General features: G+C 34.3%; 22 protein-coding genes. 8 read left to right on the forward strand and 14 right to left on the reverse strand.

Translation table 11 applies throughout. From position 1 onward, the window contains the following. Positions 1-96: 96 nt before the first annotated feature. The 5 genes from BLV91_RS03530 to BLV91_RS03550 all read right to left on the reverse strand — a co-directional run bounded on the left by BLV91_RS03530 (position 97) and on the right by BLV91_RS03550 (position 5,185). The gene (locus BLV91_RS03530; RefSeq protein ID WP_091429671.1) at positions 97-507 is read right to left on the reverse strand and encodes a hypothetical protein; all 411 of its coding nucleotides are present in this window, start codon (positions 505-507) and stop codon (positions 97-99) included. A gap of 12 nt (positions 508-519) precedes the next feature. Beyond that, positions 520-1,464, reverse strand: a complete 945-nt coding sequence (locus BLV91_RS03535; protein ID WP_091429672.1) for an NAD(P)H-dependent flavin oxidoreductase — start codon at positions 1,462-1,464, stop codon at positions 520-522. A gap of 14 nt (positions 1,465-1,478) precedes the next feature. After that, the gene (locus BLV91_RS03540; RefSeq protein ID WP_091429673.1) at positions 1,479-3,092 is read right to left on the reverse strand and encodes a S8 family peptidase; all 1,614 of its coding nucleotides are present in this window, start codon (positions 3,090-3,092) and stop codon (positions 1,479-1,481) included. A gap of 115 nt (positions 3,093-3,207) precedes the next feature. Then, positions 3,208-4,395 carry a tRNA 2-thiouridine(34) synthase MnmA gene (mnmA, locus tag BLV91_RS03545; protein WP_091429674.1) on the reverse strand — a complete coding sequence of 396 codons (1,188 nt, stop codon included), beginning with the start codon at positions 4,393-4,395 and terminating at the stop codon, positions 3,208-3,210. A 73-nt stretch (positions 4,396-4,468) separates the two neighbouring features. Beyond that, positions 4,469-5,185: a toxin-antitoxin system YwqK family antitoxin gene (locus BLV91_RS03550; protein WP_091429675.1), complete on the reverse strand. Its 717-nt coding sequence runs from the start codon at positions 5,183-5,185 to the stop codon at positions 4,469-4,471. A 449-nt stretch (positions 5,186-5,634) separates the two neighbouring features. Here BLV91_RS03550 and BLV91_RS03560 point away from each other — a divergent pair, with 449 nt between their 5' ends. Continuing rightward, complete coding sequence (locus tag BLV91_RS03560; RefSeq protein WP_091429680.1) at positions 5,635-6,600, forward strand: fasciclin domain-containing protein; 966 nt, start codon at positions 5,635-5,637, stop codon at positions 6,598-6,600. A 51-nt stretch (positions 6,601-6,651) separates the two neighbouring features. On the opposite strand, the gene yidC is transcribed toward BLV91_RS03560, so the two are convergent. The 6 genes from yidC to guaA all read right to left on the reverse strand — a co-directional run bounded on the left by yidC (position 6,652) and on the right by guaA (position 14,752). Continuing rightward, positions 6,652-8,550 carry a membrane protein insertase YidC gene (gene yidC / locus BLV91_RS03565; protein ID WP_091429682.1) on the reverse strand — a complete coding sequence of 633 codons (1,899 nt, stop codon included), beginning with the start codon at positions 8,548-8,550 and terminating at the stop codon, positions 6,652-6,654. A gap of 125 nt (positions 8,551-8,675) precedes the next feature. Then, positions 8,676-10,289, reverse strand: coding sequence for a CTP synthase (locus BLV91_RS03570; protein ID WP_091429684.1), 1,614 nt, complete (start codon positions 10,287-10,289; stop codon positions 8,676-8,678). A gap of 152 nt (positions 10,290-10,441) precedes the next feature. After that, positions 10,442-10,675, reverse strand: coding sequence for a DUF3820 family protein (locus BLV91_RS03575; protein ID WP_007138003.1), 234 nt, complete (start codon positions 10,673-10,675; stop codon positions 10,442-10,444). 55 nt (positions 10,676-10,730) lie between these two features. Further along, the gene (locus tag BLV91_RS03580) at positions 10,731-11,132 is read right to left on the reverse strand and encodes an OsmC family protein (protein WP_091429687.1); all 402 of its coding nucleotides are present in this window, start codon (positions 11,130-11,132) and stop codon (positions 10,731-10,733) included. Next, entirely contained in the window at positions 11,132-13,093 is a 1,962-nt protein-coding gene (locus BLV91_RS03585; protein WP_091429690.1) for a LysM peptidoglycan-binding domain-containing protein, read from the reverse strand. Before BLV91_RS03585 ends, BLV91_RS03580 begins: the two co-directional genes overlap by 1 nt. 129 nt (positions 13,094-13,222) lie before the next feature. Beyond that, positions 13,223-14,752 carry a glutamine-hydrolyzing GMP synthase gene (guaA, locus tag BLV91_RS03590; protein ID WP_091429693.1) on the reverse strand — a complete coding sequence of 510 codons (1,530 nt, stop codon included), beginning with the start codon at positions 14,750-14,752 and terminating at the stop codon, positions 13,223-13,225. Between the two features lie 345 nt (positions 14,753-15,097). On the opposite strand from guaA, the gene BLV91_RS03595 reads away from it, so the two are divergent. Continuing rightward, positions 15,098-15,625 carry a hypothetical protein gene (locus BLV91_RS03595; protein WP_091429696.1) on the forward strand — a complete coding sequence of 176 codons (528 nt, stop codon included), beginning with the start codon at positions 15,098-15,100 and terminating at the stop codon, positions 15,623-15,625. 24 nt (positions 15,626-15,649) lie between these two features. Here BLV91_RS03595 and BLV91_RS03600 read toward each other — a convergent pair whose 3' ends face one another. Both BLV91_RS03600 and BLV91_RS03605 read right to left on the reverse strand, forming a co-directional pair. Beyond that, positions 15,650-16,351 (reverse strand): hypothetical protein, encoded by a 702-nt coding sequence (locus BLV91_RS03600; protein ID WP_091429698.1) that lies wholly within the window; start codon positions 16,349-16,351, stop codon positions 15,650-15,652. 130 nt (positions 16,352-16,481) lie between these two features. Then, the gene (locus BLV91_RS03605) at positions 16,482-17,075 is read right to left on the reverse strand and encodes a hypothetical protein (protein WP_091429700.1); all 594 of its coding nucleotides are present in this window, start codon (positions 17,073-17,075) and stop codon (positions 16,482-16,484) included. A 255-nt stretch (positions 17,076-17,330) separates the two neighbouring features. Between BLV91_RS03605 and BLV91_RS03610 the strand changes: the two genes are divergently transcribed. The 6 genes from BLV91_RS03610 to BLV91_RS03635 all read left to right on the forward strand — a co-directional run bounded on the left by BLV91_RS03610 (position 17,331) and on the right by BLV91_RS03635 (position 23,162). Further along, positions 17,331-17,741, forward strand: coding sequence for a RidA family protein (locus BLV91_RS03610; protein ID WP_091429702.1), 411 nt, complete (start codon positions 17,331-17,333; stop codon positions 17,739-17,741). Positions 17,742-17,784: 43 nt separating this feature from the next. After that, a complete protein-coding gene (locus tag BLV91_RS03615) occupies positions 17,785-19,038 on the forward strand; it encodes a voltage-gated chloride channel family protein (protein ID WP_091429705.1) in 1,254 nt (417 codons plus the stop codon). A gap of 67 nt (positions 19,039-19,105) precedes the next feature. Then, positions 19,106-20,113, forward strand: a complete 1,008-nt coding sequence (locus BLV91_RS03620) for a DHH family phosphoesterase (protein WP_091429798.1) — start codon at positions 19,106-19,108, stop codon at positions 20,111-20,113. A gap of 6 nt (positions 20,114-20,119) precedes the next feature. Then, the gene (gldI, locus tag BLV91_RS03625) at positions 20,120-20,809 is read left to right on the forward strand and encodes a gliding motility-associated peptidyl-prolyl isomerase GldI (RefSeq protein WP_091429707.1); all 690 of its coding nucleotides are present in this window, start codon (positions 20,120-20,122) and stop codon (positions 20,807-20,809) included. Positions 20,810-20,828: 19 nt separating this feature from the next. Next, positions 20,829-21,953, forward strand: coding sequence for a peptidylprolyl isomerase (locus BLV91_RS03630; protein ID WP_091429709.1), 1,125 nt, complete (start codon positions 20,829-20,831; stop codon positions 21,951-21,953). Positions 21,954-21,980: 27 nt separating this feature from the next. Further along, complete coding sequence (locus BLV91_RS03635) at positions 21,981-23,162, forward strand: peptidylprolyl isomerase (RefSeq protein WP_091429711.1); 1,182 nt, start codon at positions 21,981-21,983, stop codon at positions 23,160-23,162. Between the two features lie 122 nt (positions 23,163-23,284). On the opposite strand, the gene BLV91_RS03640 is transcribed toward BLV91_RS03635, so the two are convergent. Further along, positions 23,285-23,725 (reverse strand): hypothetical protein, encoded by a 441-nt coding sequence (locus tag BLV91_RS03640; RefSeq protein WP_091429713.1) that lies wholly within the window; start codon positions 23,723-23,725, stop codon positions 23,285-23,287. Positions 23,726-23,993: the final 268 nt, after the last annotated feature.

Below are 23,993 nucleotides of genomic sequence, written 5' to 3' on the forward strand. Positions count from 1 at the left end.
AACAAAACTCTGGTTTATAAGCGTAAAATTATCATCGTAAACCAAAGATATTTCAAATAAAAAAAGTCGCGATTAGCGACTTTTTTTATTTATCCATTACATATTGAATATGTTATAGACAATAATCCTATTATTATAATTGATATACAACTGCTTCCTGTTGCCTTGATTTTTTCTAGTAATTATAGAAAGTGTACAGTCATCTCCGTTATTGTCTTTACAAGTAAAAGAATAAACAATATCTGTATCATTTTCCTCTGCAGGTTGATACTCGACAATTTCAAACAACTGAATAGCTTGTGAGTAAACAATAATTCTACTCTTATCGGTATCCAATGATACTAATAGATTCACTAATTTTAAGTCGGACCACTTACCCCATTTACCTCTTTCGTTTTTTTCTAATACACTAAAACCAGAGGTTTTGAATTGATACTTCTGACCGTAAGAATGTTGCAAGCCAAGACCTAAAAAAAGCAACACGATATATATTTTAATTTTGTTCATTATTTATAAAAATTAGAAATCAAACGACTGCACTTCTTTCCTTGCTTTTTCAAAATCTGTCATCATTTCAACAATGATTTCCTCTGTTGATTTTATCTGATGAATCAATCCTGCAATTTGACCAATCTCTAGCTCGCCTTCGATTAAATCGCCTTCAAACATACCTCTTTTTGCTCTTGCTCTGCCTAAAAATGTTGATAATTCTTCCTTAGTTGGACATTTTTGATACAAATCTTGAAGATCCTCGTAGAATTTATTTTTAACCAATCGTACTGGCGCCAATTCTTTCAATGTCAATTGCGTCCCACCTTCCTGCACTTCTATAATTGTTTTCTTGAAGTTCTCATGAGCCGAAGATTCTAATGAAGCAGCAAACCTACTTCCCACCTGAACACCATCGGCACCCAAGACCATAGCGGCAAGCATTCCACGACCGTCAGCAATACCTCCAGCAGCAATTACTGGAATCTGAATTTGTTCTTTCACCATCGGAATCAAGGTGAATGTTGTGGTTTCATCTCTTCCGTTGTGACCACCCGCTTCAAAGCCTTCAGCAACTATGGCGTCAACACCTGCGGCTTGCGCTTTCAGTGCAAAAACAGTACTACTTACCACATGTACTACCGTTATCCCATTTTCTTTCAAATAAGGCGTCCATGTTTTAGGGTTTCCAGCTGACGTAAAAACAATTTTCACCCCTTCCTCTACGATAATTTTCATGATTTCCTCGATGTTAGGATATAACATCGGGACATTTACTCCGAAAGGTTTTGAGGTTGCTTTCTTACATTTTTGAATATGTTCCCGTAATACTTCAGGATACATAGAGCCTGCTCCTATTAAGCCCAATCCACCTGCATTACTTGCTGCGCTGGCGAGTTTATAACCGCTAACCCAGATCATTCCTGCTTGGATAATAGGATATTTAATATTGAAGAGTTTTGTGATTTTATTCATTAGTAAGTTGAGTATTATTGTTTTATTATTTTACCGCTCTTTGAGAAAGCATCGACTTCTATTTTGTAAAAATAAATCCCGTTGCTCAATGACTTTAATGAAAAAGTATCCGATTGATTGCTGATGCTTCGTTCCAAAACTTTTTTACCTAATATAGTATAAAAAATAACTTTCCCAGTATTGAAGCTTTCGGGAAAAGAAACTGAAATCAGATCAGTGGTTGGATTTGGATAGGCTACAAAATATTTTTTGGAAAAATCATCAACAAACAATGTCTTGTTTAAAGCAAGACTAAAATCCGGAATCCCATAACCATATTGAGAATCGGGCACAGAAAACCTATCTGCTGACTCAATGATTAACTGCCTAATTTCTTTGTTTGTTTTATTGGGAAAAGCTTGCCATAAGCAGGCCACCATTCCCGCCATAATAGGACTTGAAAATGAAGTCCCATTTGCTGTAATTATATTTCCGAATTGATCCGATAAAACAGCTGAAGCCCCCTGTGCCATCACGTCTGGTTTTATTCGGTTATCATAAGAAGGCCCAATTGAACTAAACGAAGCTCTTGTTTTACCTGAATTCACGGCACCAATTGAAAGTACTGAAACCGCATCGGCTGGTGCCCCAATATGAGGTTGTGAGGTAGTTCCTTCGTTACCTGCTGATGTAACCACAATAATTCCTCTACTAAATGCAATCTCTGCACCACGCGAAATAAAATTAGTGGTTCCATTCATATCAGCATAACTATGACTGTAAGCCGTGTTATCATATTCAAAATATCCCAAGGAAGTATTAATGATATCTACACCTAAACTATCTGCTTTTTCGGCAGCTTCTACCCAAAGGGATTCTTCAATAGGGTTTTCAGCAGCATCATCCTCAGTTATAAATAAGTAATAAGAGGCGTCTGGCGCCGTCCCTACTAATGAGTTTTCTTTATAACCTCCTATAGAAGAAAGTACGAGAGTACCATGAGAACTACCCGTATAAAAATCAGTATTTCTAGACACATAGTCATAGCCACCTAAAATTTGCTTGTTATCTCGGAGTCTCTGGAAAGGTTGAACAGTATTCACACCCGGAAAACCAGCGTCCATAATAGCAATTATCTTTCCTGAACCAGTATAGTTTTTTTGATGCAAAACATCCCCATTTAGCATCTGGATTTGATTAGCTGAAGTACCGTAAGCATAATCTATTTTTGTTTTCTTAGTCTTGCTTTGTTCATTAATCTTAAACGTTTTGGCTGTCTTTCCCGTTTGGTTTAATGTTTTATTTGCAAAATCTATGTTGTCAACAAAAGCAAACGTTTTTAATGAATTTATCGCAGTTTGAGTTCCTCTTACATGGATCGCATTGAGCCATTTTGATTTGGCCATCACTGTAATACCTGATGCTAATTTTATTTGACTTATATAGGATTTGTCAATTGGAATATCTTTTAAATCTATGGCAATACTTTGATTTGTTCTTCGATCCAAAGCCCTCTGCGAAAGCATTTCTAATGGTGAATCAAAATAAAATTGCGAATTATTTTTGGCATTAAAATATACCCAAGCATCTTCTTGCGAAAAAGCAATTGTAGTGAGAAATAAATAAAAGAAAAGAAAAACTTGTTTCATAATCAAGTATTACATTAAACCAAACATAAGAGTAATAATGCATTGACTCTTAAAAAAGAATATTTACAATAATATCAAATTCTGAAATGAAAAATTATTATAGCAAAGCACTAATCTAAGAAATAACTCCCGAACCAACTAATTCATCATCGATGTACCATGCTGCAAATTGCCCTTCAGTTATTGCTGATTGCGGTTCTTCAAATGAAACGTACATTCCGTCCTCAAATTGATGTAAAGTAGCTTTTTGTAAAGGTTGTCTATAACGAATTCTTGCCATAACTTCCATTTGTTCGCCATTTTCCAAAGCCAAATCAGTACGAATCCAATGCACTTCTGATTTTTCTATAAACAGACCTTTTCTAAACAATCCTGGATGCAGACTACTTAAACCAGTGTAAATCGTATTAGTCTCTACATCTGTTGCAATAATAAATAATGGATCAGTTGTCCCTCCTACGTTCAACCCTTTTCTTTGGCCGATTGTGAAGTAATGTGCACCCTGATGTTTTCCAACTACCTTACCCATTTCGGGGCTGTATATAATTTTATTGGATGCTAACAACAAAGATTCTTTTGCAGACAATTTCTCTTGTTCTTGAGCATTATAAACAGAATGACTCTTGTCTATTTGAATAATAGCACCTTCTTTTGGCTGTAATTTTTGTTGTAAAAATTCTGGCAAACGTACTTTACCTATGAAACACAAACCTTGAGAATCTTTCTTTTCGGCTGTCACCAATTCCATTTCCGCGGCTATTTCACGCACTTGTGGCTTGGTTAATTCTCCAATAGGAAACAATGATTTTGCCAATTGTTCTTGCGATAATTGACAAAGAAAATAGGATTGATCTTTATTGTTGTCAGCACCGGCAAGTAATTGATATATTGTTTCGCCATTCACCTCGACTTCACTTTTTTTGCAATAGTGACCTGTGGCAACATAATCTGCACCAAGGCTTAAAGCTATTTTCATAAAAACGTCAAATTTGATCTCACGGTTGCAAAGAACATCAGGATTTGGAGTTCTCCCTTTTTCATATTCCCTGAACATGTAATCAACAATTTTATCTTGGTATTGCTCACTCAAATCTACTGTTTGAAAGGGAATACCCAATTTCTCAGCTACAAGCAATGCGTCATTACTATCCTCTAACCATGGACATTCATTAGAAATTGTTACTGAATCATCATGCCAATTTTTCATAAAAAGGCCTATCACTTCATATCCTTGTTGTTGCAATAAATAAGCGGCAACACTCGAATCAACACCTCCAGAAAGTCCTACTACAACACGTTTCATCTTGAAATCTTTAATAATTTTATAAGACTGCAAAGTTACAATGTTTTATTAGAGTATCTGTGCAAGGATAAACTTAATTGCGATTGGCCTTAGAGATACTCTGTAGATTACTCATGTCAATTTCTTTTGTTAATTTCCCTTTTTCGAAAAACTGCCAAATACCTGCTTTCTTCCCCTTTACAAATTGTCCTTTAGAAACCACATTACCATCGGGATCTTTAAATACTGACAACCCGTTGTATTCATTATTTTTATAAATTGATTCTTCTAATACAATTCCGTTTTCAGAATATTTCTTGTAGACTCCCTCCTTCAAATTATTTTTATAATTGGTTTCTTCGGCTAATTTACCGTTTGGATAAAAAACAGACCGTAATCCTTCCAACTTCCCAGCTTTATAGTTTTCGATAGTCATCACAATTTTTGAAGCCTGATGATAATACTTCCAAGGTCCTTCAAATAATTTATTTAACACTACACCTTCACTCACTTTGTTCTTAGCCTGATCAAAGAAAATGGTATAAGCTGAATTGTCATTCGCATTAAACTCTCTAGTGGCCACTATAGATTTTGCTTTGGTATCATCAAAAAACTGAAACATTCCAATTTCTTTGCCATGCTCAAATGCCCCTTCGTATCTAGGTCTTTTAGATTCTTCATAAAATCCTTTCCACAAACCATGCTTTTTTTCTTGTGCATCTAATTTATTAAAATCTGTCTGAGCCATTAGAGTTTGACTAAAAAGGATAAAAAAGAACACATTAAAAAAACAAAACTTAATTTTTTTCATAACTACCAAATTTTGACTTGAATCTACCCAACTAAAATCATTTCTTATTTTGACAAATTTACATTTAATTACAGAAAAAGCATATTCAAATAATTTTATAATTGAGTTGTTTGAAAAAGATCTCCCTTTTTAATTTGCACCGTAGTTTCAACAAAAAATAACTAATCTTAATCCTTCCATGATTTTACCTAACCTCTAATAACCTTAACAAAATATCATTTGTAGACTACCAATTAAAATGTTTAACGAAAACGCTACTTTCCATGAGAGATAAAAACTCGTTAAATACACAATACGCTATATTACAGCCTATTAATGTCGGCTTTTCAAACCTTAAACAAATAATAAGGAAATCATAAACTTTCATTTTGTTTAGACTTTTTACCCAAAACTTAAACAGTTTGTCAATTTTATGTTTTAATTTAGATAAAAATTTAAAACTCTTTATTATGAAAAATTTATTTAAAATCAAGAATCTGACCCTAATTCTGTCTCTGTTCGTTTTATTAATCTCATGTAATAACGACGACAACACGGTTACTCCAGTTGACAATTCCATTACTGGACTTGCGTTAAAAACTCCAGACTTGAGTATTTTAGTCCAAGCTCTACAAAGAGCAGAACTAGCGACCACCTTGCAGACAAGTGGAACTTATACCGTTTTTGCACCTACAAACACGGCGTTCACAGCTTTTCTTGCAACAACCCCATATGCAACAATAAATGATGTACCAAAAGAAGCGCTGACTCAAATTCTATTGAATCATGTAATTTCAACTAAGCTTATGGCTACTGACTTAACTAATGGCTATATTAAAACCTTAGCAAAGGGAACTGCCTCTTCCACGAATACACTGAGCATGTATGTAAACACGACTGCCGGAGTAAAATTAAACGGAGGTGCAACAGTAACAACACCTAATGTTTTAGCCTCTAATGGTGTCATTCATGTCGTTGATAAAGTTATTGGCTTACCAACCATTGTTACTCATGCAACTGCAAATCCAAATTTCACCTCTTTAGTTGGTGCTTTAACTGGCCAAGGACAACCAGACTTCGTATCCGTTTTATCAGGAACAGGTCCATTTACCGTATTTGCACCTACTAACGCTGCATTTACTGCATTAAATACTGAATTAGCACCTGGAGGGATAGCAGGGGTTTCTGCAGCAAATTTGACAAAAGTTTTACAATACCATGTAGTTAGTCCAGCAAACGTATTGGCAGCGACTTTGACAGAAGGACAAATTGTTACACCAATTCTAACTCCAGCTCAAACTTTTACGATACAATTAAGCGGAGGTGCAAAAATCAAAGATGCCAACAACCGAATATCAAATATCGTGATTACAGACGTACAATGTTCCAACGGTGTGATTCATGCAATAGACAAAGTTCTATTACCCATTTTATAAAAAATTGCTTTAAAACAAAAAAGCTTCCGCCGTGGCGGAAGCTTTTTACTTCTATTTATTTTTATCCTTTGCCTTTTGAGCTTCGGCCTGTTCCATAACTTCTTGAAGTTTTCGTTGGAACTTACCTTGTTTCTTAGGCTCTTTCAATTTATTTTCTTGAATTTGAGCGTGAATTTTATCACTATCAATTATATAATTCTTAATAACAAGCATGATTCCGATAGTAATAGAGTTAGATACAAAATAATACAAACTCAAACCAGATGCATAACTATTAAAGAAAAACAACATCATCAATGGAGAGATATAAATCATCACCTTCATCATTTTAGCCATATCTGGCATTCCTTCTTGCTGAGGTTGTGCCATTTGTTGATCACCAGTTGTCATTTTCATATAAAAGAAAATTGCGATAGATGCCAAAATTGGAAACAAACTAATATGATTTCCGTACGCTGGAATATGAAATGGCAACTCATAAATAGAATCATAAGAAGACAAATCATTTGCCCAAAGAAAACCTTGCTGTCTCAACCCTATTGCTGATGGGAAAAATTGAAACAAAGCATAAAAGACTGGCATTTGCAACAAACCTGGTACACAACCGGCCATCGGGTTTACTCCAGCTTTATTATACAGCTTCATTGTTTCTTGCTGTTTTTTCATTGGGTCTTTTTTGAATTTTTCCCCCAATTCATTAATTTCAGGTCTTAATACTTTCATTTTTGCTTGAGACAAAAATGATTTATAAGTAATAGGTGATAAAACTAATTTAACCAATATAGTAAACAAAACAATTGCCCATCCATGTTGTATGAACATACTTAAGAAACCATAAATTGGTATAAATGCATGACGATTAATCCATCCGAAAATACCCCATCCTAAAGCAACAATGTCTTCTATATTTCTATCGTAACTTTTCAATAACTTGTAATCGGTAGGACCGTAATACCAATTCATTTTTTGGTCAATTTCCCCATTTTTGAATGCTAAAGGGACAACCGCCTTAAATTGTTTAGTAAAAATGGTATCCGTTTCAGAATCTTTAACCAAATTATTTGAAAACAATTCCGCTTTTTCAAAAGGAGTGTTCGTCAACAAAATAGAAGTGAAAAAATGCTGTTTATATGCGATATAAGATACATCTTCAGCCGACTTCGACTCATCACTACCAAGTCCTAAATAGTCGCTTTTTCCATCTTCATGCTCGAAATACATTTCAGAATAACGATTTTCAGTAGTTATACTTTTTTCGTTAGTATATGACTTCAAATCCCATTCTAATTGTAATGGTTTAGATGCATTCAAAACTTTATTTAATCCTTGAGTATGAATATCAAAATCAAGCATATAGTCATCAGCTTTCAATACGTATTTATATTCTAAATACTCATTTGCACCCGCTTTCAAACGCATAGCTAAAATTTGGTCTTCACCATTTTTAGTCAATGTTGGTTCAAAATAAAGATCTTTAGTATTTAAAGTACGATTGTCACTTGTAAGCAACTGCACATTCAAATTAGCATTGTTGTCTTTTATCAAGTCTACTAATTCTCCTGAGCCTTTTTTGAATCTTTCAAAATTCTTTAAAGTAGCCTCTACAATATATCCCCCTTTATTAGCAATTTTCAATTTCACTAATTTATTCTCAATGGTTGTGTAAGAGTCATTAGCCGAAGGAAGTGTTGCTGAATAAGCAAAATCACCTAAGCTTTTTTGAAGTTGAGCCAACTGTAAAGTATCTCCCGCAGTGATAACAGCTGGAGTAGCGGCCATTTTCGCTTCCGCTTCTTTAGTTTTGGCATCTTGAATTACCAATTCTTTCTTTACTTTATCAGCTGCAATATCAGCTTCAGTAGGCTGATTTTGCCACATTATCCAAAGTAATATCCCAAAAATCAATACAAAACCAATTATCGAATTCGGGTCAAATTTTTTTCCTTCCATTATAATTTAATTCAAAGTTTAATGCTTTAAGTTTCTTTATTGAAACTCGCCACAATGAGAAATAGTCATTATCATTTTTAGTTATAGTTATAGTTACACCACAACCAAAGACGTATTACCGTATATTATTTTTTTCTTGCTTTTACCGCAGCTGCAACAAAATTCACGAAAAGCGGATGTGGGTTTGCCACAGTACTTTTGTATTCTGGATGGTATTGCACACCGATGAAAAAAGGATGATCTTCTATTTCTACAATTTCAACCAATCCTGTGTCTGGATTTACTCCAGAAGCTTTTAAACCTGCTTTTTGCAATACATCAACAAATTCGCTATTGTACTCATAACGGTGACGGTGACGTTCAGAAATAGTAGTTTGACCATAAGCTTTATAAGCTAATGAATCTTCTTTAATATCACATTTCCAAGCTCCAAGACGCATAGTCCCTCCCTTTTCAGTTACGTTTTTTTGATCTTCCATCAAATTAACAACAGGATATTTGGTTTGCTCATTCATTTCTGTCGAATTAGCATCTGCATATCCTAACACATTTCTTGAGTATTCGATAACAGCCATTTGCATTCCTAAACAAATTCCGAAAAAAGGAACTTTATTTTCACGTGCATAACGTACAGCTTCTATTTTACCTTCGATACCTCTTTCTCCAAAACCTGGTGCCACAAGTATACCGTCAAGACCTTTCAATTTCTCTTCAATATTTGAGGCATCAATATGTTCTGAATGGATAGAAATTACATTTACCTTAGTTTCATTTGAAGCTCCTGAATGTATAAAAGCCTCCAATATTGATTTGTAACAATCTTGCATTTCTACATATTTCCCAATTAAACCAATATTTACGGTATGTTTTGGGTTTTTTAATCTGCGTAGAAAAGTATTCCAGTGTTTTAAATCAGGCGCTGCTTTTTTAGGTAAATCTAATTTCTTTAATGCAACAATATCAAGCCCTTCCTCTAACATCAAGTTAGGCACTTCATAAATAGTTGAAGCATCAATAGATTGAATAACTGCTTCCCTTTTTACGTTACAAAACAAGGCTAATTTATTACGAATTTCATCCGAAATTTCATGCTCTGTTCTACAAACTAAGATATCAGCTTTAATACCGCTTTCCATCAACGTTTTTACAGAGTGTTGTGTTGGTTTTGTTTTCAACTCACCAGCAGCAGCTAAATAAGGCACTAAAGTTAAATGAATTACAATGGCATTATTTTCACCCATATCCCAAACCAGTTGACGAACCGATTCGATATAAGGTAAAGATTCAATATCCCCAACTGTTCCACCAATTTCAGTGATGATAATATCATAATCACCTGAATTACCAAGCAATTGCATTCTATCTTTAATTTCATTGGTAATATGAGGTACTACTTGTACCGTTTTCCCAAGAAATTCTCCTCTTCTTTCTTTTTCAATAACTGAAAGATATATTCTTCCTGTAGTAACATTATTTGCCTGAGAAGTAGGAACATTCAAGAAACGTTCGTAATGTCCTAAATCCAAATCAGTTTCAGCACCGTCATCAGTAACATAACATTCTCCGTGTTCATATGGGTTCAATGTCCCTGGATCAACATTTAAATAGGGGTCAAATTTTTGGATAGTCGCCCTATACCCTCGTGCTTGTAACAATTTTGCTAAAGATGCTGCAATAATTCCTTTCCCTAAAGAAGAAGTCACACCGCCAGTAACAAAAATATATTTCGTTTGATTCATTATGTTGTTGTTTGTATTGTAGTTGTGTAAAAAACTCGGCAAAAATACGATTATAAATTGAGAATATGCTAATTTACAAATGAGATAATTTGGAAAATTGACAATTGCTTAACCTATTATCTTGAAAATAAAAACCTCATTAATTTCATAAATTAATGAGGTTTTGGATACCTTTTTTTAATATTCCGTATCAATTCTTCTAGTCCGTTTAGTTTTAACTCATATATAAGTTTTAACTGTTCTCCTAATTCTCCTTTTGGAAATCCTTTGTTATGATACCACACCACATAGTACTCAGGAATATCAATAAGGTATTTTCCTTCGTATTTGCCAAAAGGCATTTTAGTATGAGCTAACTTTATGAGTTGCTGTTGATTTTTATCCAAGGTTTAAGGTTTTAAAGTTTAAGGTTCAACCTGAAACCGATTACTTATTATTTGTCTATTTCCAGCTGAAAGTGATTCTTTTTTCTATTTCGCTATTCAAACTTAAGAAAACAGGACATGTCATCGCTGTTCTCTCTAGAATAGTTCTATTTTTGAGATCAACATCAATATTCATTTGAAATAAAATTTCAATCGCTCCAATTCTCCTTGGTTCCGCATTCATAATCTTAGTAACTGATGCTATAGCTCCAGTCATATCGACATCTAAATCACGGGCTTTGATTCCCATCACGGTCATCATGCAACTGCCCAACGCATTTGCAACGGTATCCGTTGGCGAAAAAGCTTCACCTTTTCCTTTATTATCTAAAGGTGCATCAGAAATAATTTCGATTCCGGATTGTAAGTGTATTGATGATGTTCTTAACTCACCTAGATAGGTTACTTTTGATGTCATTAGTTTGCTTCTTTCAAAGTTAAATCAGTATCGTAATACATGATAAATACTCCTTTATTAGTATATCCCCCATCAGGTTTTTTATAATACTCGAATTTATTTTCCACTTGTTTTGTCGCGGCAGCATTCACGGTTTCTTCAAAAGTCTTGTCTTGTACCAATCGCATCATAGTATCAAATGTCACATCAAAACCACGAGTTGCAAAGTCACTTGGATAGATATTATTTATCTTTCTAAATTCTTTATCAAAAATAGCAGCTTCAGCAGAGTCATTATCACGAGTAACCGAAGGATACATTAATTTCAATTTTGTTAGATTCAAAAATTTAATTTCATCAGTGTCCAAAGTTTCATTTGACTCTAAGATCACTAACTGCACTTGATATCCAGACATTGAACTAACCATAGCCGAAATTGTCGTTTTTATCATCCAGGTATTCCCGGTTTCCATCACAACATAGTTCATTCTATCTTTAACTAACATGCTTTTCAAGCTTTCAGTAGAAACGCTACCATTTTCTTTGAATGCCACAAATGGAACATCTTTTTGATATTCTTTAATATACTTAACAATTGATTCTTTCTTTCTGTCAACCACTGCCATAATATTTCCATTATGAGCTCTCATATAGTCAAACATAGCATTTTTAATCACTTCGTTTGCAGGTATCGTTTGATATAAATTATTAAAAGGATTCCCTACATCCTTCGACAATGGCGAAATAACAGGAATATTCCTTTCACTCAATAACTGAGCGGCAGTTTCAGCATTACTTTGGTAAAAAGGTCCAATTAAAGCATTGGCAGTTGAAAGATTATTATTTCTAATAATAGCAGCTACATTTGAACCATTTTTAGTTTCTTCAGAATCATAAATCTCCACATCAATAGGAAGACCTAAAACTTTAGCAGAATCAATAGCCATCAAAGCTCCTGCATAGAAATCTAAAGTCATGTTCAAAAACTTATCTTTTTTCAAACGATTTGAAGTTGAATTGATAGTATCGCCTTCTACCCTAGCGATGTTAAATGGTAAAAGCAACACCATTTTTTTACGCTTACCTAAACTGATTTTTTTAGATAAAGCAGTATACTCTTTTTTATCCTCTTGCAGAGCAGACATTTTAGAAGGCACCTTCAAAATCATACCTATTTCAACACCGTCCTTAAGCTCAGGATTAAGTGCAATGAACTCTTCCTGAGTCAGACCGAATGTCTTAGACAGACTATAAAGAGTTTCTTTGGGTTGAACTTCATAAGTCGTATAAACAATTTCCGTTTTTTCTTTTAATGGCTTCTGAATTGCATCTTCTTTTTTTACTTCTAGCTGCTCAAGAACTTTAGCCGCCTTAGGTACACTTCCTTTTATTATTAATCTATATCCAATAGGTAAACCCGTTACAATTTCAGGATTGCGTTTTTCAAGTTCCGCAATTGTAATTCCGTATTTTCTAGAAATAGAGTATTTAGTTTCTTTAGGAAGCACATCATGATAAATCACTTTCTCTTGCGCTACAGCCACAGCCGCCACAGCTGTATTTACCGTTTTATTTTTTACAGGAATAACCAGCGTTTGCCCTATTTTCAATCCGTCATTTTCGAGAAATGGATTGGCTTTTTTCAATTCATCATCTGAAATTCCGTATTGCTTTTCAATACCGTACAAAGTTTCTTTTGGTGTTACTAAGTGCGTAATTGCTTTCGCATTTACTTTGGCCGGAAGGCTTGTAACTTTATTAGTCGATTTACTTGGAATCAGCAGAACACTATTTGGCTTCAAACCATTTTGTACGTCTGGATTTAATTGATAAATATCAAATGGAGTAACATTATACTTCAATGCAATTTGAACTATCGTTTCCCCTTTTTCCACTTTATGCGTAATCGCTTTTTCTTGTGCAAAAACAGTATTGGTCATCAGTACTATGGTAATACAAATCGAAAAAAAATACTTCATCATTTATATATTATAAAAATTATTAATTCAAAGACAACAAAACGGTATCAAATTTTATTCCAAAATCTGATACCGTTTATATAAAGAACATTTTAAACAAAGATTCTTAAGAAAAGTAAGAAGCTGTAAAGCCTATTCCCACTCAATAGTTGCTGGTGGTTTTGAGCTAATGTCATACACTACTCTATTAACACCTTTTACTTTATTTATGATATCATTAGAAACTTTCATCAAGAAATCATATGGTAAATGAACCCAGTCAGCTGTCATACCATCCGTAGATTCAACTGCACGAAGCGCCACTACTTTTTCGTAAGTACGCTCGTCTCCCATTACACCTACACTATTTACAGGAAGAAGGATTGCTCCTGCTTGCCATACTTTATCATACAATCCCCAAGATTTTAGTCCATCTATAAAGACAGCATCAACATCTTGCAGAATACTCACTTTCTCTGGCGTGATATCTCCTAAGATACGAATTGACAATCCAGGTCCAGGAAAAGGATGTCTTCCTAGCAATTCAGCATCAATTCCTAAACTAGCCCCTACTCTACGTACTTCATCTTTAAAAAGCATACGAAGCGGCTCCACAATTTTCAATTTCATATAATCAGGCAAACCACCTACATTATGATGCGATTTTATAGTTGCTGATGGTCCTTTTACAGAAACAGATTCGATTACATCAGGATATATAGTTCCTTGTGCTAACCATTTTACATCTTCAATTAAATGCGACTCATCGTCGAAAACTTCGATAAACACACGTCCAATAATTTTACGTTTCGTTTCAGGATCACTAACTCCTGCCAATTCTGACAAGAAACGATCTCCAGCATCAACGCCTTTAACATTCAATCCCATTCCTTTGTATTGATCCAATACTTGAGCAAATTCGTTCTTACGAAGCAAACCGTTATTAACAAAAATACAATATAGATTTTTACCAATCGCTTGATGCAATAAAACCGCTGCTACTGTAGAATCTACACCACCAGAAAGTCCAAGAACTACTTTATCGTCTTGAATTTTTTCTTTTAGTTCGGCAACCATATCCTCAACAAAAGCGTTAGGAGTAAAGTTTTGTGGAACTTCAGCAATTTTAACCAAGAAATTCTCTAGCATTTTTGATCCATCTGTGGAGTGAAATACTTCAGGATGGTACTGTATCGCATAGGTAGTTTCTCCTTCGATTTTATAAGCGGCAAATTCCACATCATGAGTACTAGCCAACTTCACCCCATTTGTAGGTAATGCTTTAATACTATCACTATGACTCATCCAAACCTGACTGTTAAGGTCAACTCCTTCAAAGAAAGTTTCGTCTGGTTTTATATAAGACAAATTAGCCCTACCATATTCTCTGGTGTTTGAAGCGGCTACTTCTCCACCACTAAAATGAGCTAAATACTGTGCTCCGTAACATACGGCAAGCATAGGTAGCTTTCCTCTAATTTGAGATAAATCAGGGTGTGGCGCATCTTCTCCTCTAACAGAAAAAGGGCTACCTCCAAGAATTACGGCTTTATAAGGGGACAAATCACTCGGAAAATGATTGTATGGGAAAATTTCGCAGAATATATTTAATTCGCGAACTCTACGCGCAATAAGCTGTGTATATTGCGATCCGAAATCTAAAATAAGTACGTTGTGTTGCATGCGCAAAAATACTTTTTATATTCGGAATTGAAAAATTGAATTTTAAAAAAATTTATTTTTTTTCTATCAGTAAATAATGTAGACTTAAAAACTCGTAAACTAAAAATAGATTCTCTTCTGCCAGGATCAATTAGTAAATTAGATTAATTGAAAATTATAAGAATTCCCTTCACAACTAAAAACAGCAAATCTAAATTCAAAAGCACTCCCAACAAGCTGTTTAAAAACGAATTAACTCAGATCTCGCATTAAACAAAATCATTAAAAAGTAGAAGCGTAAGCAAACAAAAAAATAATTCCGTTTAATTATCTACTTTTACAAACTCAAATTTTAAAACAACTATTTTGAAAATAAAAAAATTTACAGCAATCGCCATTTTTGGTATTTTAATTGCTTCTTGTAGCGTAATTGATAGTTTACTGACTTTTACAATATCAAACCAAACTACTTTTAAAATTGCCAGCGGATTCCCCTTAAACATTGCTTCTGAAATTGTTACACCTGATGTCACCACTAATTCAAGTACTGTTTTTGAGAACAACAATACAAAAGCAGATTTAGTAAAAGACGTAAAATTAGATGAGTTAAAACTGACTATAACAGATCCTACTGATAAAACCTTCAGTTTTTTAAAGTCTATACATATATTTATATCAACAGATGCTAATGATGAAATTGAATTGGCTTATTTAGAAAACATCAATTCTACTTCAAATACGATAACACTAATTTGCACTTCAGAAAAACTAGATAAATACGTAAAAGCGTCTTCTTATAAATTAAGAACTAAGGCAACTATAGGGGAAACGGTAACGAAAGATATTACAGTACTTTCAGACATGAAGTTCAAAGTCACTGCAGATCCTTTTTAGTCCATAAAGTATAAAAAGCAACTCTTATTCTTTTATAAATGTAAACTTAGATTTAACTCCTGTATCAAAATTATTCCACAAGTCCGACATTAACATGGTTCCTTCGGCATCATAAATATAAAAGGCTCCTGTATTTCCGCCCAAAGCCCCACGATTCAAAGCTTCTAACTCTAAATAATTCAAACCCTCTTGAAGTTCTATTTTTATGTCTTTAAAATTGGTGTCTAGGTATAAATTATTTGCTAAAATAGTACTCTTGTAATTGCGTATAATTGTCGCTTTTATTAAATCGCCATCGATAGCACCATAATCCCGTACTCGAATCATTAAAGTTTTTGACTTGGTTCGAATGACTCCAAAATTCAAGTCCTTTACATTAAGATAAGAAGTATCCTCTTTTAGCCCATTATTGACTAATGATTTATCAATACTTTTATTCATTTTATCTCGTACCTCATCCCCAGGATTAATAAAATCATTGGTTTGAATCATAGAAATAGGATCAGGATCGCCAATTTTAAAATTAGTGCTAGGTAGTTTGTATTCCGGTTTTTTAAAAATATCGGGCGCTATAATATCCCGAGGTGCAACCTTTAAAGGCGTTGCTTTTTTGGTTTTAATACCTATATCTATAGGAGGTATTACTTTAAACTTAGAACTGAACTCGGCTTGAGAATAGCCGTTTATTGTCATGCACATTATAATAACCAATAATACCTGTTTCATATTATACCACTTTGTTTTTAAATACTCTAAATATCAAGTTGCGACAAATATACCAAGCTTTCTATTTAGAAAACAAAACCTCTGGCGAACATTAAAAAAAATTTAACCCTATCCGATTGAAAAACAATATTTATTGCTTGTCTACTATTATGGTAGCCATATAGCCTTGGCCTATATTCCATTGGCTAGTAGAAATTAACTGTCCTTTATCATCATATACTTTAAATTCGGCTGTATTAGGAGCAGCAAACCCTTCATTCAACGCTTCAAAATCGATTCTATTTACCCCTTTTTCAAGCTGCACTACAAATCCTTTAAAGTCACCTTCCAAAAGAACATCATAATCTATAACTTTATAATTTACATAAATCCTAATGCGGTCCCCGTCAACATAAGCCCCATCTCGATATTCCACTTTTGCTGTATTAGAATTCGTTTTATAAATCCCTAAATCTTGATTTCTTAGATACGCTTTAGCCCCTACAAAGACTTCATTTTTAGGTACTTTAAAATTATTTTCTGGAAATACAGACGGAATATAAGGTATAACTGTAGGTGGCCCAGCAATTGATGGAACTACTGGTTTAATTTTTACCTCTTTACTTTTAGGAGCTATCGCTTTAAATTTAGTACCAATTTCATTCTGGGAATACCCTTGTACAGAGAGTCCTATTATTAATATTAAAAAGAAAATTCGATTCATAATCCTTGTGTATTGATTCATTAATTTGTGTAATTTTTTTTAAAAATAAAAAACCAATATTATAAAAACATAAAAATGGCATTCTTTTACTTTCCTTTATAACTTCATATTTTCGAATTTATTACATTTTGGCTTTAAAACCATCTGATTAAAATCGAACTTTTTTATATAAAATCAGTATTTTTTATTTTACTATTTTTCATAAATTGCAAAAAATATACCAATTTTTAAATCAGGCTAAATTACTTTCCAAACAGCCTTAAAAAACAAAACAAAATGAAAAGAGAAAACATATTATCAGGCTCTCCTTGGGAAGATAAAATGGGGTATTGTCGTGCTGTACGTATAGGAAACAGCATCGAAGTTTCAGGAACAGTTGCAATAGTAGATGGTGACAAAGTAAAAGCCACCGATGCCTATGCCCAAACCTTCAATATTCTTGAAAGAGTTGAAAAGGTACTCGAGGACTTAAATACAAGCATGAAGGATGTCATTCGTACCAGAATATTCACCACTGACATTACTACTTTTGAGGATGTTGCCAAAGCACATGCCGCTTTTTTCAAGGACATTAAACCTACAACAGGATTCTATGAAATCAGTAAATTAGTAGCACCAGAATATCTCGTTGAAATAGAATTTACGGCCGTACTTGCTGAAAAGTACCATAATTTGGATGTATTGTAATACTTTAGCAAAATAGTATTTGGCAATTCCCCTAAAGAAAAGAATGATTTCAGAAAAAATTAAAAAAACAATATTGCTCTCCCTCAAATGGATTCTCATTTGTGTATTGATAGGCTTCTTCTCTGGTTCTGCTTCCGCATTTTTATTAGTGGCCTTAGAATGGGCGGCAGAGTATAGGGGCGAAAATAGCTGGATACTTTGGCTTTTGCCCATAGGAGGTTTACTTATAGGACTATTGTACCATTATTATGGATCATCTGCAGTAAGAGGGAATAATTTATTGTTAGAAGAATATGAAACGCCAAAAAAGACGATCCCGTTAAAAATGGCTCCTTTAGTACTCTTTGGAACCATCATTACCCATCTTTTTGGTGGATCAGCAGGTCGTGAAGGAACAGCCGTACAAATGGGTGGCTCTATTGCTGATCAATTTACAAGGATTTTTAAACTCGATAATTCAGAAAGAAAGACAATCATCATCTTAGGGATAAGCGCAGGATTTGCTTCTGTTTTCGGTACGCCATTAGCGGGAGCTTTATTCGCTTTAGAGGTTTTGTACTTCAGCAAGGTCAGCTATAAAAGCATAATTTTATCTTTTTTGGTCGCATTTATCGCCTACTTCACGGTTGAAATTTGGGCAGTAAAACACACGCATTATTCCATCCCCATAGTTCCTGACATTAATATCAATACACTGCTTTGGATTATTCCAATTAGTATCGTATTTGGACTAACAGCCATGCTCTTTTCCAGAAGCACACATTTTTGGGGCACTTTATTTGCAAAAATCCAATACCCACCATTGCGTCCCTTTGTTGGAGGAATTGTGTTTGCTGTAGTAATTTATTTCATTGGCACAACAAAATATCTGGGCTTAGGAGTCCCAATTATCGTGAATTCTTTTTCGGAACCTAGCGAGTATTATGATTTTTTAGCTAAAATATTATTTACAGGATTTACTTTAGGTGCTGGTTTTAAAGGTGGTGAAGTCACTCCCCTTTTCTTTATTGGTGCGACACTAGGAAGCACACTGTCGTTATTTGTCCCCCTTCCTATTGCCTTATTGGCAGGAATGGGCTTCGTGGCTGTATTTTCGGGTGCCACACATACTCCTATTGCCTGTACCGTTATGGGAATAGAGCTTTTTGGAATACAAAGTGGCGCATACATCGGACTTGCCTGTTTTATTGCTTATTTAGCATCAGGTTCAATCGGAATTTATCATTCTCAGATCGTTCGTGGACCGAAACATTATTTGTACCAAAAATTAAAAAGAAAAAAACTGGATAATTTTTAAATTCGCAAAACGTGTTATTTACTAAATGATTTCAAACTTTACATTAAAAAATGTAATTTCGCAGACTATGAAAATACAAGACATTCAAGCGATACAGTTGTTATTGGCAACACCAAAAAAAATTGCAATAATTCCACATAAAGGTCCTGATGGCGATGCTATGGGTTCCACTTTAGGATTATATCATTTTTTATTGAAAAATAATCATAAACCGACCGTCATTGCGCCAAATGAATTTCCCGATTTTCTGGCTTGGCTTCCAGGTTCAGAAACGGTTAAAATATTCGAAAAAGAAAGAGAAAATAGTGTAAAAATTCTTGAGGAGGCCGACCTAATTTTTACTTTAGATTTTAATGCTTTACACCGTGTAGGTGGCGGAATGGAAGAGGTATTAGCCGAGATGAAAGCGCCTTTTATCATGATCGACCACCATCAAAAACCGGATGATTATGCTGCATACACCTATTCAGATACTTCGATTGGATCAACATGCGAAATGCTTTATAACTTTATTTCCTTTCTTGGAAAAAAAGAAGATATCGACAAAACGATCGGAACTTGCATTTATACCGGAATTCTTACTGATTCTGGTTCGTTCCGGTTTCCTGGAACCACAGGAAATACACATCGAATTGTTGCAGAATTAATAGATTTAGGTGTAGAGAACACGAAAATACCTAGCTTACTATTTGAAAACAGCTCTTACAGTCGCTTGCAGCTTCTTGGTAGAGCACTTCAAAATCTGAAGGTTTTATCTGAGCATCAAACTGCCTATACCACACTGACCCAAGAGGAACTAGATACTTTTGACTATATAAAAGGAGATACTGAAGGTATTGTAAATTATGGTCTGAGTATAAAAGGCATTGTTTTTACAGCTATTTTTATCGAAAACAAAGATGAGAAAATAATCAAAATTTCATTCCGTTCCCAAGGTGACTTTGATGTAAACCAATTTGCAAGAGATCATTTTCAAGGAGGTGGACATCGCAATGCCGCCGGTGGAAAATCGGAAGTATCAATGGAGGAAACCATACGTAAATTTGAAGATTTAGTAACAAACCTAACGATATAATAGATTATGAAATTCAGCCAATATATCGCAGTTGTATTCTTTATATCCGTTATGCTGACTGGTTGCAAACAGCATCAGGAAGTAAGAAGACCAATTTCTCATACCTCTGGAACTTTTATGAAAAAATCAGCGGAAAGAAATAAGAAGTTGGTGGCAAGCGAAGAAGACCAGATTAAAACCATAATGAAAAGCAACCCTACTATAGAATATTTTGCTTCGTCAAAAGGCTATTGGTATTCTTATGAAACCATGAACGAACTAGACACGCTGACTCCAAAAAAAGGGGATATCGCTTTCTTTGATTATGAAATAAAAGACATTGATGGCAATATAATATACTCGCAGCTGGAATTAAGACCCCAAATCTATTATGTAGATAAACAAGAGATTATGATAGGATTAAGGGACGGTATCAAACTGATGCATAAAAACGAAACGGTAAACTTTTTTTTTCCATCACATATGGGATTTGGTTATCATGGCGACAATAAAAAAATTGGTGTAAACCAGCCTTTACTTTGCACAGTGACACTAAATGATTTCATACCTGAATCCGTTTATAAAAAACAAAAGGAATCAAAACCGGCTGTTGTTAAAACACCTTTACAAGCAGTTTCAACGGACAGTACGCCAAAACAAGCAGCTGCTGTGAAAAAGCCAATTCAAAACATAAAACCAAAAGACACACTTAAATAGTAAGTTAATTTATATCGATATGAAAAAAAAGATCCTATTCGTATTACTTGTAATTGCAAGCTTTTATTCCTGCAACGAAGAAAACAGTAACCTTCCCGATGGTCTCTATGCTAAAATAGAAACAAGTAGAGGAGCCATTATTGTGGAGCTGGATTATAAAAAAGCCCCTATAACGGTCGCTAATTTTGTTACTCTGGCAGAAGGAAAAAATGATTTTGTAACCAATGACAACTTGAAAGGAAAACCTTTTTTTGATGGACTAAAATTTCACAGGGTTATTAAAGACTTTATGATTCAAACCGGAGATCCATTAGGTACTGGATCTGGGGATGCTGGCTATAAATTTAAAGATGAAATTAATGACTTGCGTTTTGATGGCGGTGGAGTTTTAGCTATGGCAAATAATGGTCCGGCAACTAATAGCAGCCAGTTTTTCATCACGCACGTTTCAACACCATGGTTAGACGGAAAACACACCATTTTTGGACATGTGGTAGATAATGGAATGAATGTAGTAAACATAGTTGAGCAAAATGACTATATCAAGAAAGTTACTATCATTAGAAAAGGTGAGGCCGCAAAAAAGTTTAATGCAGTAAAAACATTCTACGACTACTTCTCAGTAGAATCGGAAAATCAAAAGAAGAAACTGGCCATTGATGCAGAAAGCAAAAAGGCATACGACGAAAAATACAAAGACGTTCGCGATGACAAGGTGAAATATTTTAATGCCCTAAGAAGTAAAGCAGTGAAGACCTCTAGTGGTCTTAAATATGTTATCACTAAAAAAGCAGGCGGTAAAAAACCGGAGAAAGGAAGTACAGTATACATTCATTATGCAGGTTTCCTAGAAGACGGACAACTTTTTGATACCAGTTTAGAAAGCGAAGCGAAAATATTTGGGAAATTTGACCCTGCCAGAGCAGAACAAAATGGTTATCAGCCTATCCCATTTCAAGCAGGTCGTAAAGACGGTATGATTCCTGGATTTATTGAAGGACTGGAAAAATTATCTATTGGAGATAAAGCGATACTGTTTATACCTTCACATCTAGCTTATGGCGCAGGTGGTGCAGGAGATGTTATTCCACCAAATACTAATATTGTCTTTGAAGTGGAATTATTAGAATCAACAGCTGAATAAAAAATTAGAATTTAAAAATCGTATAAAATGAAACTTAAACTTTTATTTTTGGTTTGCTTGGGCATGTTAAGTGCACAGGCTCAAAGCATAAAAAAAACTGTTCCTACACAGAAACAAGTCACAACAACAAAGGCCATTGTTACAAAACCCATTGCTATTGAAGGGATCTTTGCAACAATATCAACTAACAAAGGGGATATCACGCTAGAGTTACAATACAAAAAAGCGCCTATAACCGTGGCCAATTTCATTGCATTATCCGAAGGAAAAAACAGTTTTATCACTGATTCAAAACTAAAAGGAAAACCATTTTATGATGGTTTGAAATTTCACCGTGTCATTAATGATTTTATGATTCAAACCGGAGACCCACAAGGAACTGGTGCTGGCGGAACTGGATACGCATTTAAAGATGAATTTACCGATTTAAAGTTTGATAAAGCTGGTATTTTAGCTATGGCCAATTCTGGTCCCGCTACAAACTCAAGTCAATTTTTCATTACACACAAAGACACCCCTTGGTTAAACGGCAAACATACTATTTTTGGTCATGTGACTGAAGGAATGGATATTGTAAATAGCATAGTTCAAGGTGATGTTATTACAAAAGTAACCATCTCTCGAAAAGGAGCTGCTGCAAAATATTTTGACGCTGCCAAAGTATTTGCAAATTATTATGGCAATAAAGAGGCAGATGCTAAAAAACAAGCTGCTTTAGAGGAAGAAACAAAAAGAAACCTTGCCGCTAAATATGCAGCTGTAGTAGCCGCAAAAAAGGCCTTTTTTGACGTAACAAAAGCAACTGCAACAACTACTGCTTCTGGATTGACCTATAAAATAATTCAAAAAGGTAGCGGAATTAAACCGGTTGACGGCTCTACTTTCTATTTTCACTATGCAGGTTACTTTGAAGATGGAAACTTGTTTGACAGCAGTTACGAGGACGTCAACAAAGCCTATGGAAAATATGACGAGCGCCGAGCTGCCCAAAATGGATACCAAGCCTTTCCATTTGAAGCTGGTAAAAAAGACGGTATGATTCCCGGCTTTATTGAAGGCTTAAGTTTTATGTCTTATGGAGACAAAGCCTTACTGTTTATCCCAGCCAATTTAGCTTATGGCGAAAGAGGTGCTGGAGGAGTAATTCCACCAAATACAACCTTAATTTTTGAATTGGAGATGTTTGATAAACCTGCAGCCTCAAAATAACAATCAGTAATACTACTAAATAAACAAACCCGACAGATCTTAAAATCTATCGGGTTTTTGTTTATTACTTATTCTGAGAGAAAAACTATTTTCAAAGACAAAAAGCCTTCCCTATTGTTAATCTATTTCTTTCCGAATTTCCAGTCAAACTCATCTTTTTGATTGATGATGGCACCAATTTCAAATTTAACTACCTCATCAAATTCTGTTTGAAAAATGATCCAATTTTCTTCGTTAAAATAATTTTCGAAAGTATCAAATTCTTCTTGAGTGAATTTAATGAGGCCTTTTTTTGCCAGTTCTTTCTTTACTTCAGCGATATTTCTATTGATTACTTTGTTCCCAAACAAATCCAATTCAGGACTTGAAGCAACCATATATCCTAATTTGAATTCTTCTTCTTTGTAGAAAGTCAAACGAATTTTCAACGTATTGTAAGCAAAAATAACGTTGTCATCTTCGTCCTTATAGTTCCTATCCGGTTTACCGTAAATTGCGGTAACATCCTTTTGTTTCATTCCGAAAATGAGCTTGTCAATTCCGATTTTTAGATTTATTTTCATGTTCTTTTATTTGAACGCAAAGTTCGCAAAGTTTTTGGCAAACTACACTACATAACGATTAAATAATAGAAAAACACCACAGCATTCTATATCCCTGAAAATGAAAGTCAACATTTATAGATACCCTACACCTCAGGATAGAACGTATATTTTATTCTTTAGAACAAAAATATTAACTTAAATTAGCCATACAATACAACTGTTACTTAAACGAAACTTCTTTAAAAAGGAAATTGAAAGCATTTGAATTCTCTAGTTCGATTGCTTA

This window comes from Flavobacterium degerlachei (assembly GCF_900106645.1).
Classification (GTDB): domain Bacteria; phylum Bacteroidota; class Bacteroidia; order Flavobacteriales; family Flavobacteriaceae; genus Flavobacterium; species Flavobacterium degerlachei.

What these genes read in the sequence shown, in the direction of transcription:
- BLV91_RS03530 (WP_091429671.1), bottom strand. Translation starts at nt 507, where the DNA reads ATGAACAAAATTAAAATATATATCGTGTTGCTTTTTTTAGGTCTTGGC.
- BLV91_RS03535 (WP_091429672.1), bottom strand. Translation starts at nt 1,464, where the DNA reads ATGAATAAAATCACAAAACTCTTCAATATTAAATATCCTATTATCCAA.
- BLV91_RS03540 (WP_091429673.1), bottom strand. Translation starts at nt 3,092, where the DNA reads ATGAAACAAGTTTTTCTTTTCTTTTATTTATTTCTCACTACAATTGCT.
- mnmA (WP_091429674.1), bottom strand. Translation starts at nt 4,395, where the DNA reads ATGAAACGTGTTGTAGTAGGACTTTCTGGAGGTGTTGATTCGAGTGTT.
- BLV91_RS03550 (WP_091429675.1), bottom strand. Translation starts at nt 5,185, where the DNA reads ATGAAAAAAATTAAGTTTTGTTTTTTTAATGTGTTCTTTTTTATCCTT.
- BLV91_RS03560 (WP_091429680.1), top strand. Translation starts at nt 5,635, where the DNA reads ATGAAAAATTTATTTAAAATCAAGAATCTGACCCTAATTCTGTCTCTG.
- yidC (WP_091429682.1), bottom strand. Translation starts at nt 8,550, where the DNA reads ATGGAAGGAAAAAAATTTGACCCGAATTCGATAATTGGTTTTGTATTG.
- BLV91_RS03570 (WP_091429684.1), bottom strand. Translation starts at nt 10,289, where the DNA reads ATGAATCAAACGAAATATATTTTTGTTACTGGCGGTGTGACTTCTTCT.
- BLV91_RS03580 (WP_091429687.1), bottom strand. Translation starts at nt 11,132, where the DNA reads ATGACATCAAAAGTAACCTATCTAGGTGAGTTAAGAACATCATCAATA.
- BLV91_RS03585 (WP_091429690.1), bottom strand. Translation starts at nt 13,093, where the DNA reads ATGATGAAGTATTTTTTTTCGATTTGTATTACCATAGTACTGATGACC.
- guaA (WP_091429693.1), bottom strand. Translation starts at nt 14,752, where the DNA reads ATGCAACACAACGTACTTATTTTAGATTTCGGATCGCAATATACACAG.
- BLV91_RS03600 (WP_091429698.1), bottom strand. Translation starts at nt 16,351, where the DNA reads ATGAAACAGGTATTATTGGTTATTATAATGTGCATGACAATAAACGGC.
- BLV91_RS03605 (WP_091429700.1), bottom strand. Translation starts at nt 17,075, where the DNA reads ATGAATCAATACACAAGGATTATGAATCGAATTTTCTTTTTAATATTA.
- BLV91_RS03610 (WP_091429702.1), top strand. Translation starts at nt 17,331, where the DNA reads ATGAAAAGAGAAAACATATTATCAGGCTCTCCTTGGGAAGATAAAATG.
- BLV91_RS03615 (WP_091429705.1), top strand. Translation starts at nt 17,785, where the DNA reads ATGATTTCAGAAAAAATTAAAAAAACAATATTGCTCTCCCTCAAATGG.
- BLV91_RS03620 (WP_091429798.1), top strand. Translation starts at nt 19,106, where the DNA reads ATGAAAATACAAGACATTCAAGCGATACAGTTGTTATTGGCAACACCA.
- gldI (WP_091429707.1), top strand. Translation starts at nt 20,120, where the DNA reads ATGAAATTCAGCCAATATATCGCAGTTGTATTCTTTATATCCGTTATG.
- BLV91_RS03630 (WP_091429709.1), top strand. Translation starts at nt 20,829, where the DNA reads ATGAAAAAAAAGATCCTATTCGTATTACTTGTAATTGCAAGCTTTTAT.
- BLV91_RS03635 (WP_091429711.1), top strand. Translation starts at nt 21,981, where the DNA reads ATGAAACTTAAACTTTTATTTTTGGTTTGCTTGGGCATGTTAAGTGCA.
- BLV91_RS03640 (WP_091429713.1), bottom strand. Translation starts at nt 23,725, where the DNA reads ATGAAAATAAATCTAAAAATCGGAATTGACAAGCTCATTTTCGGAATG.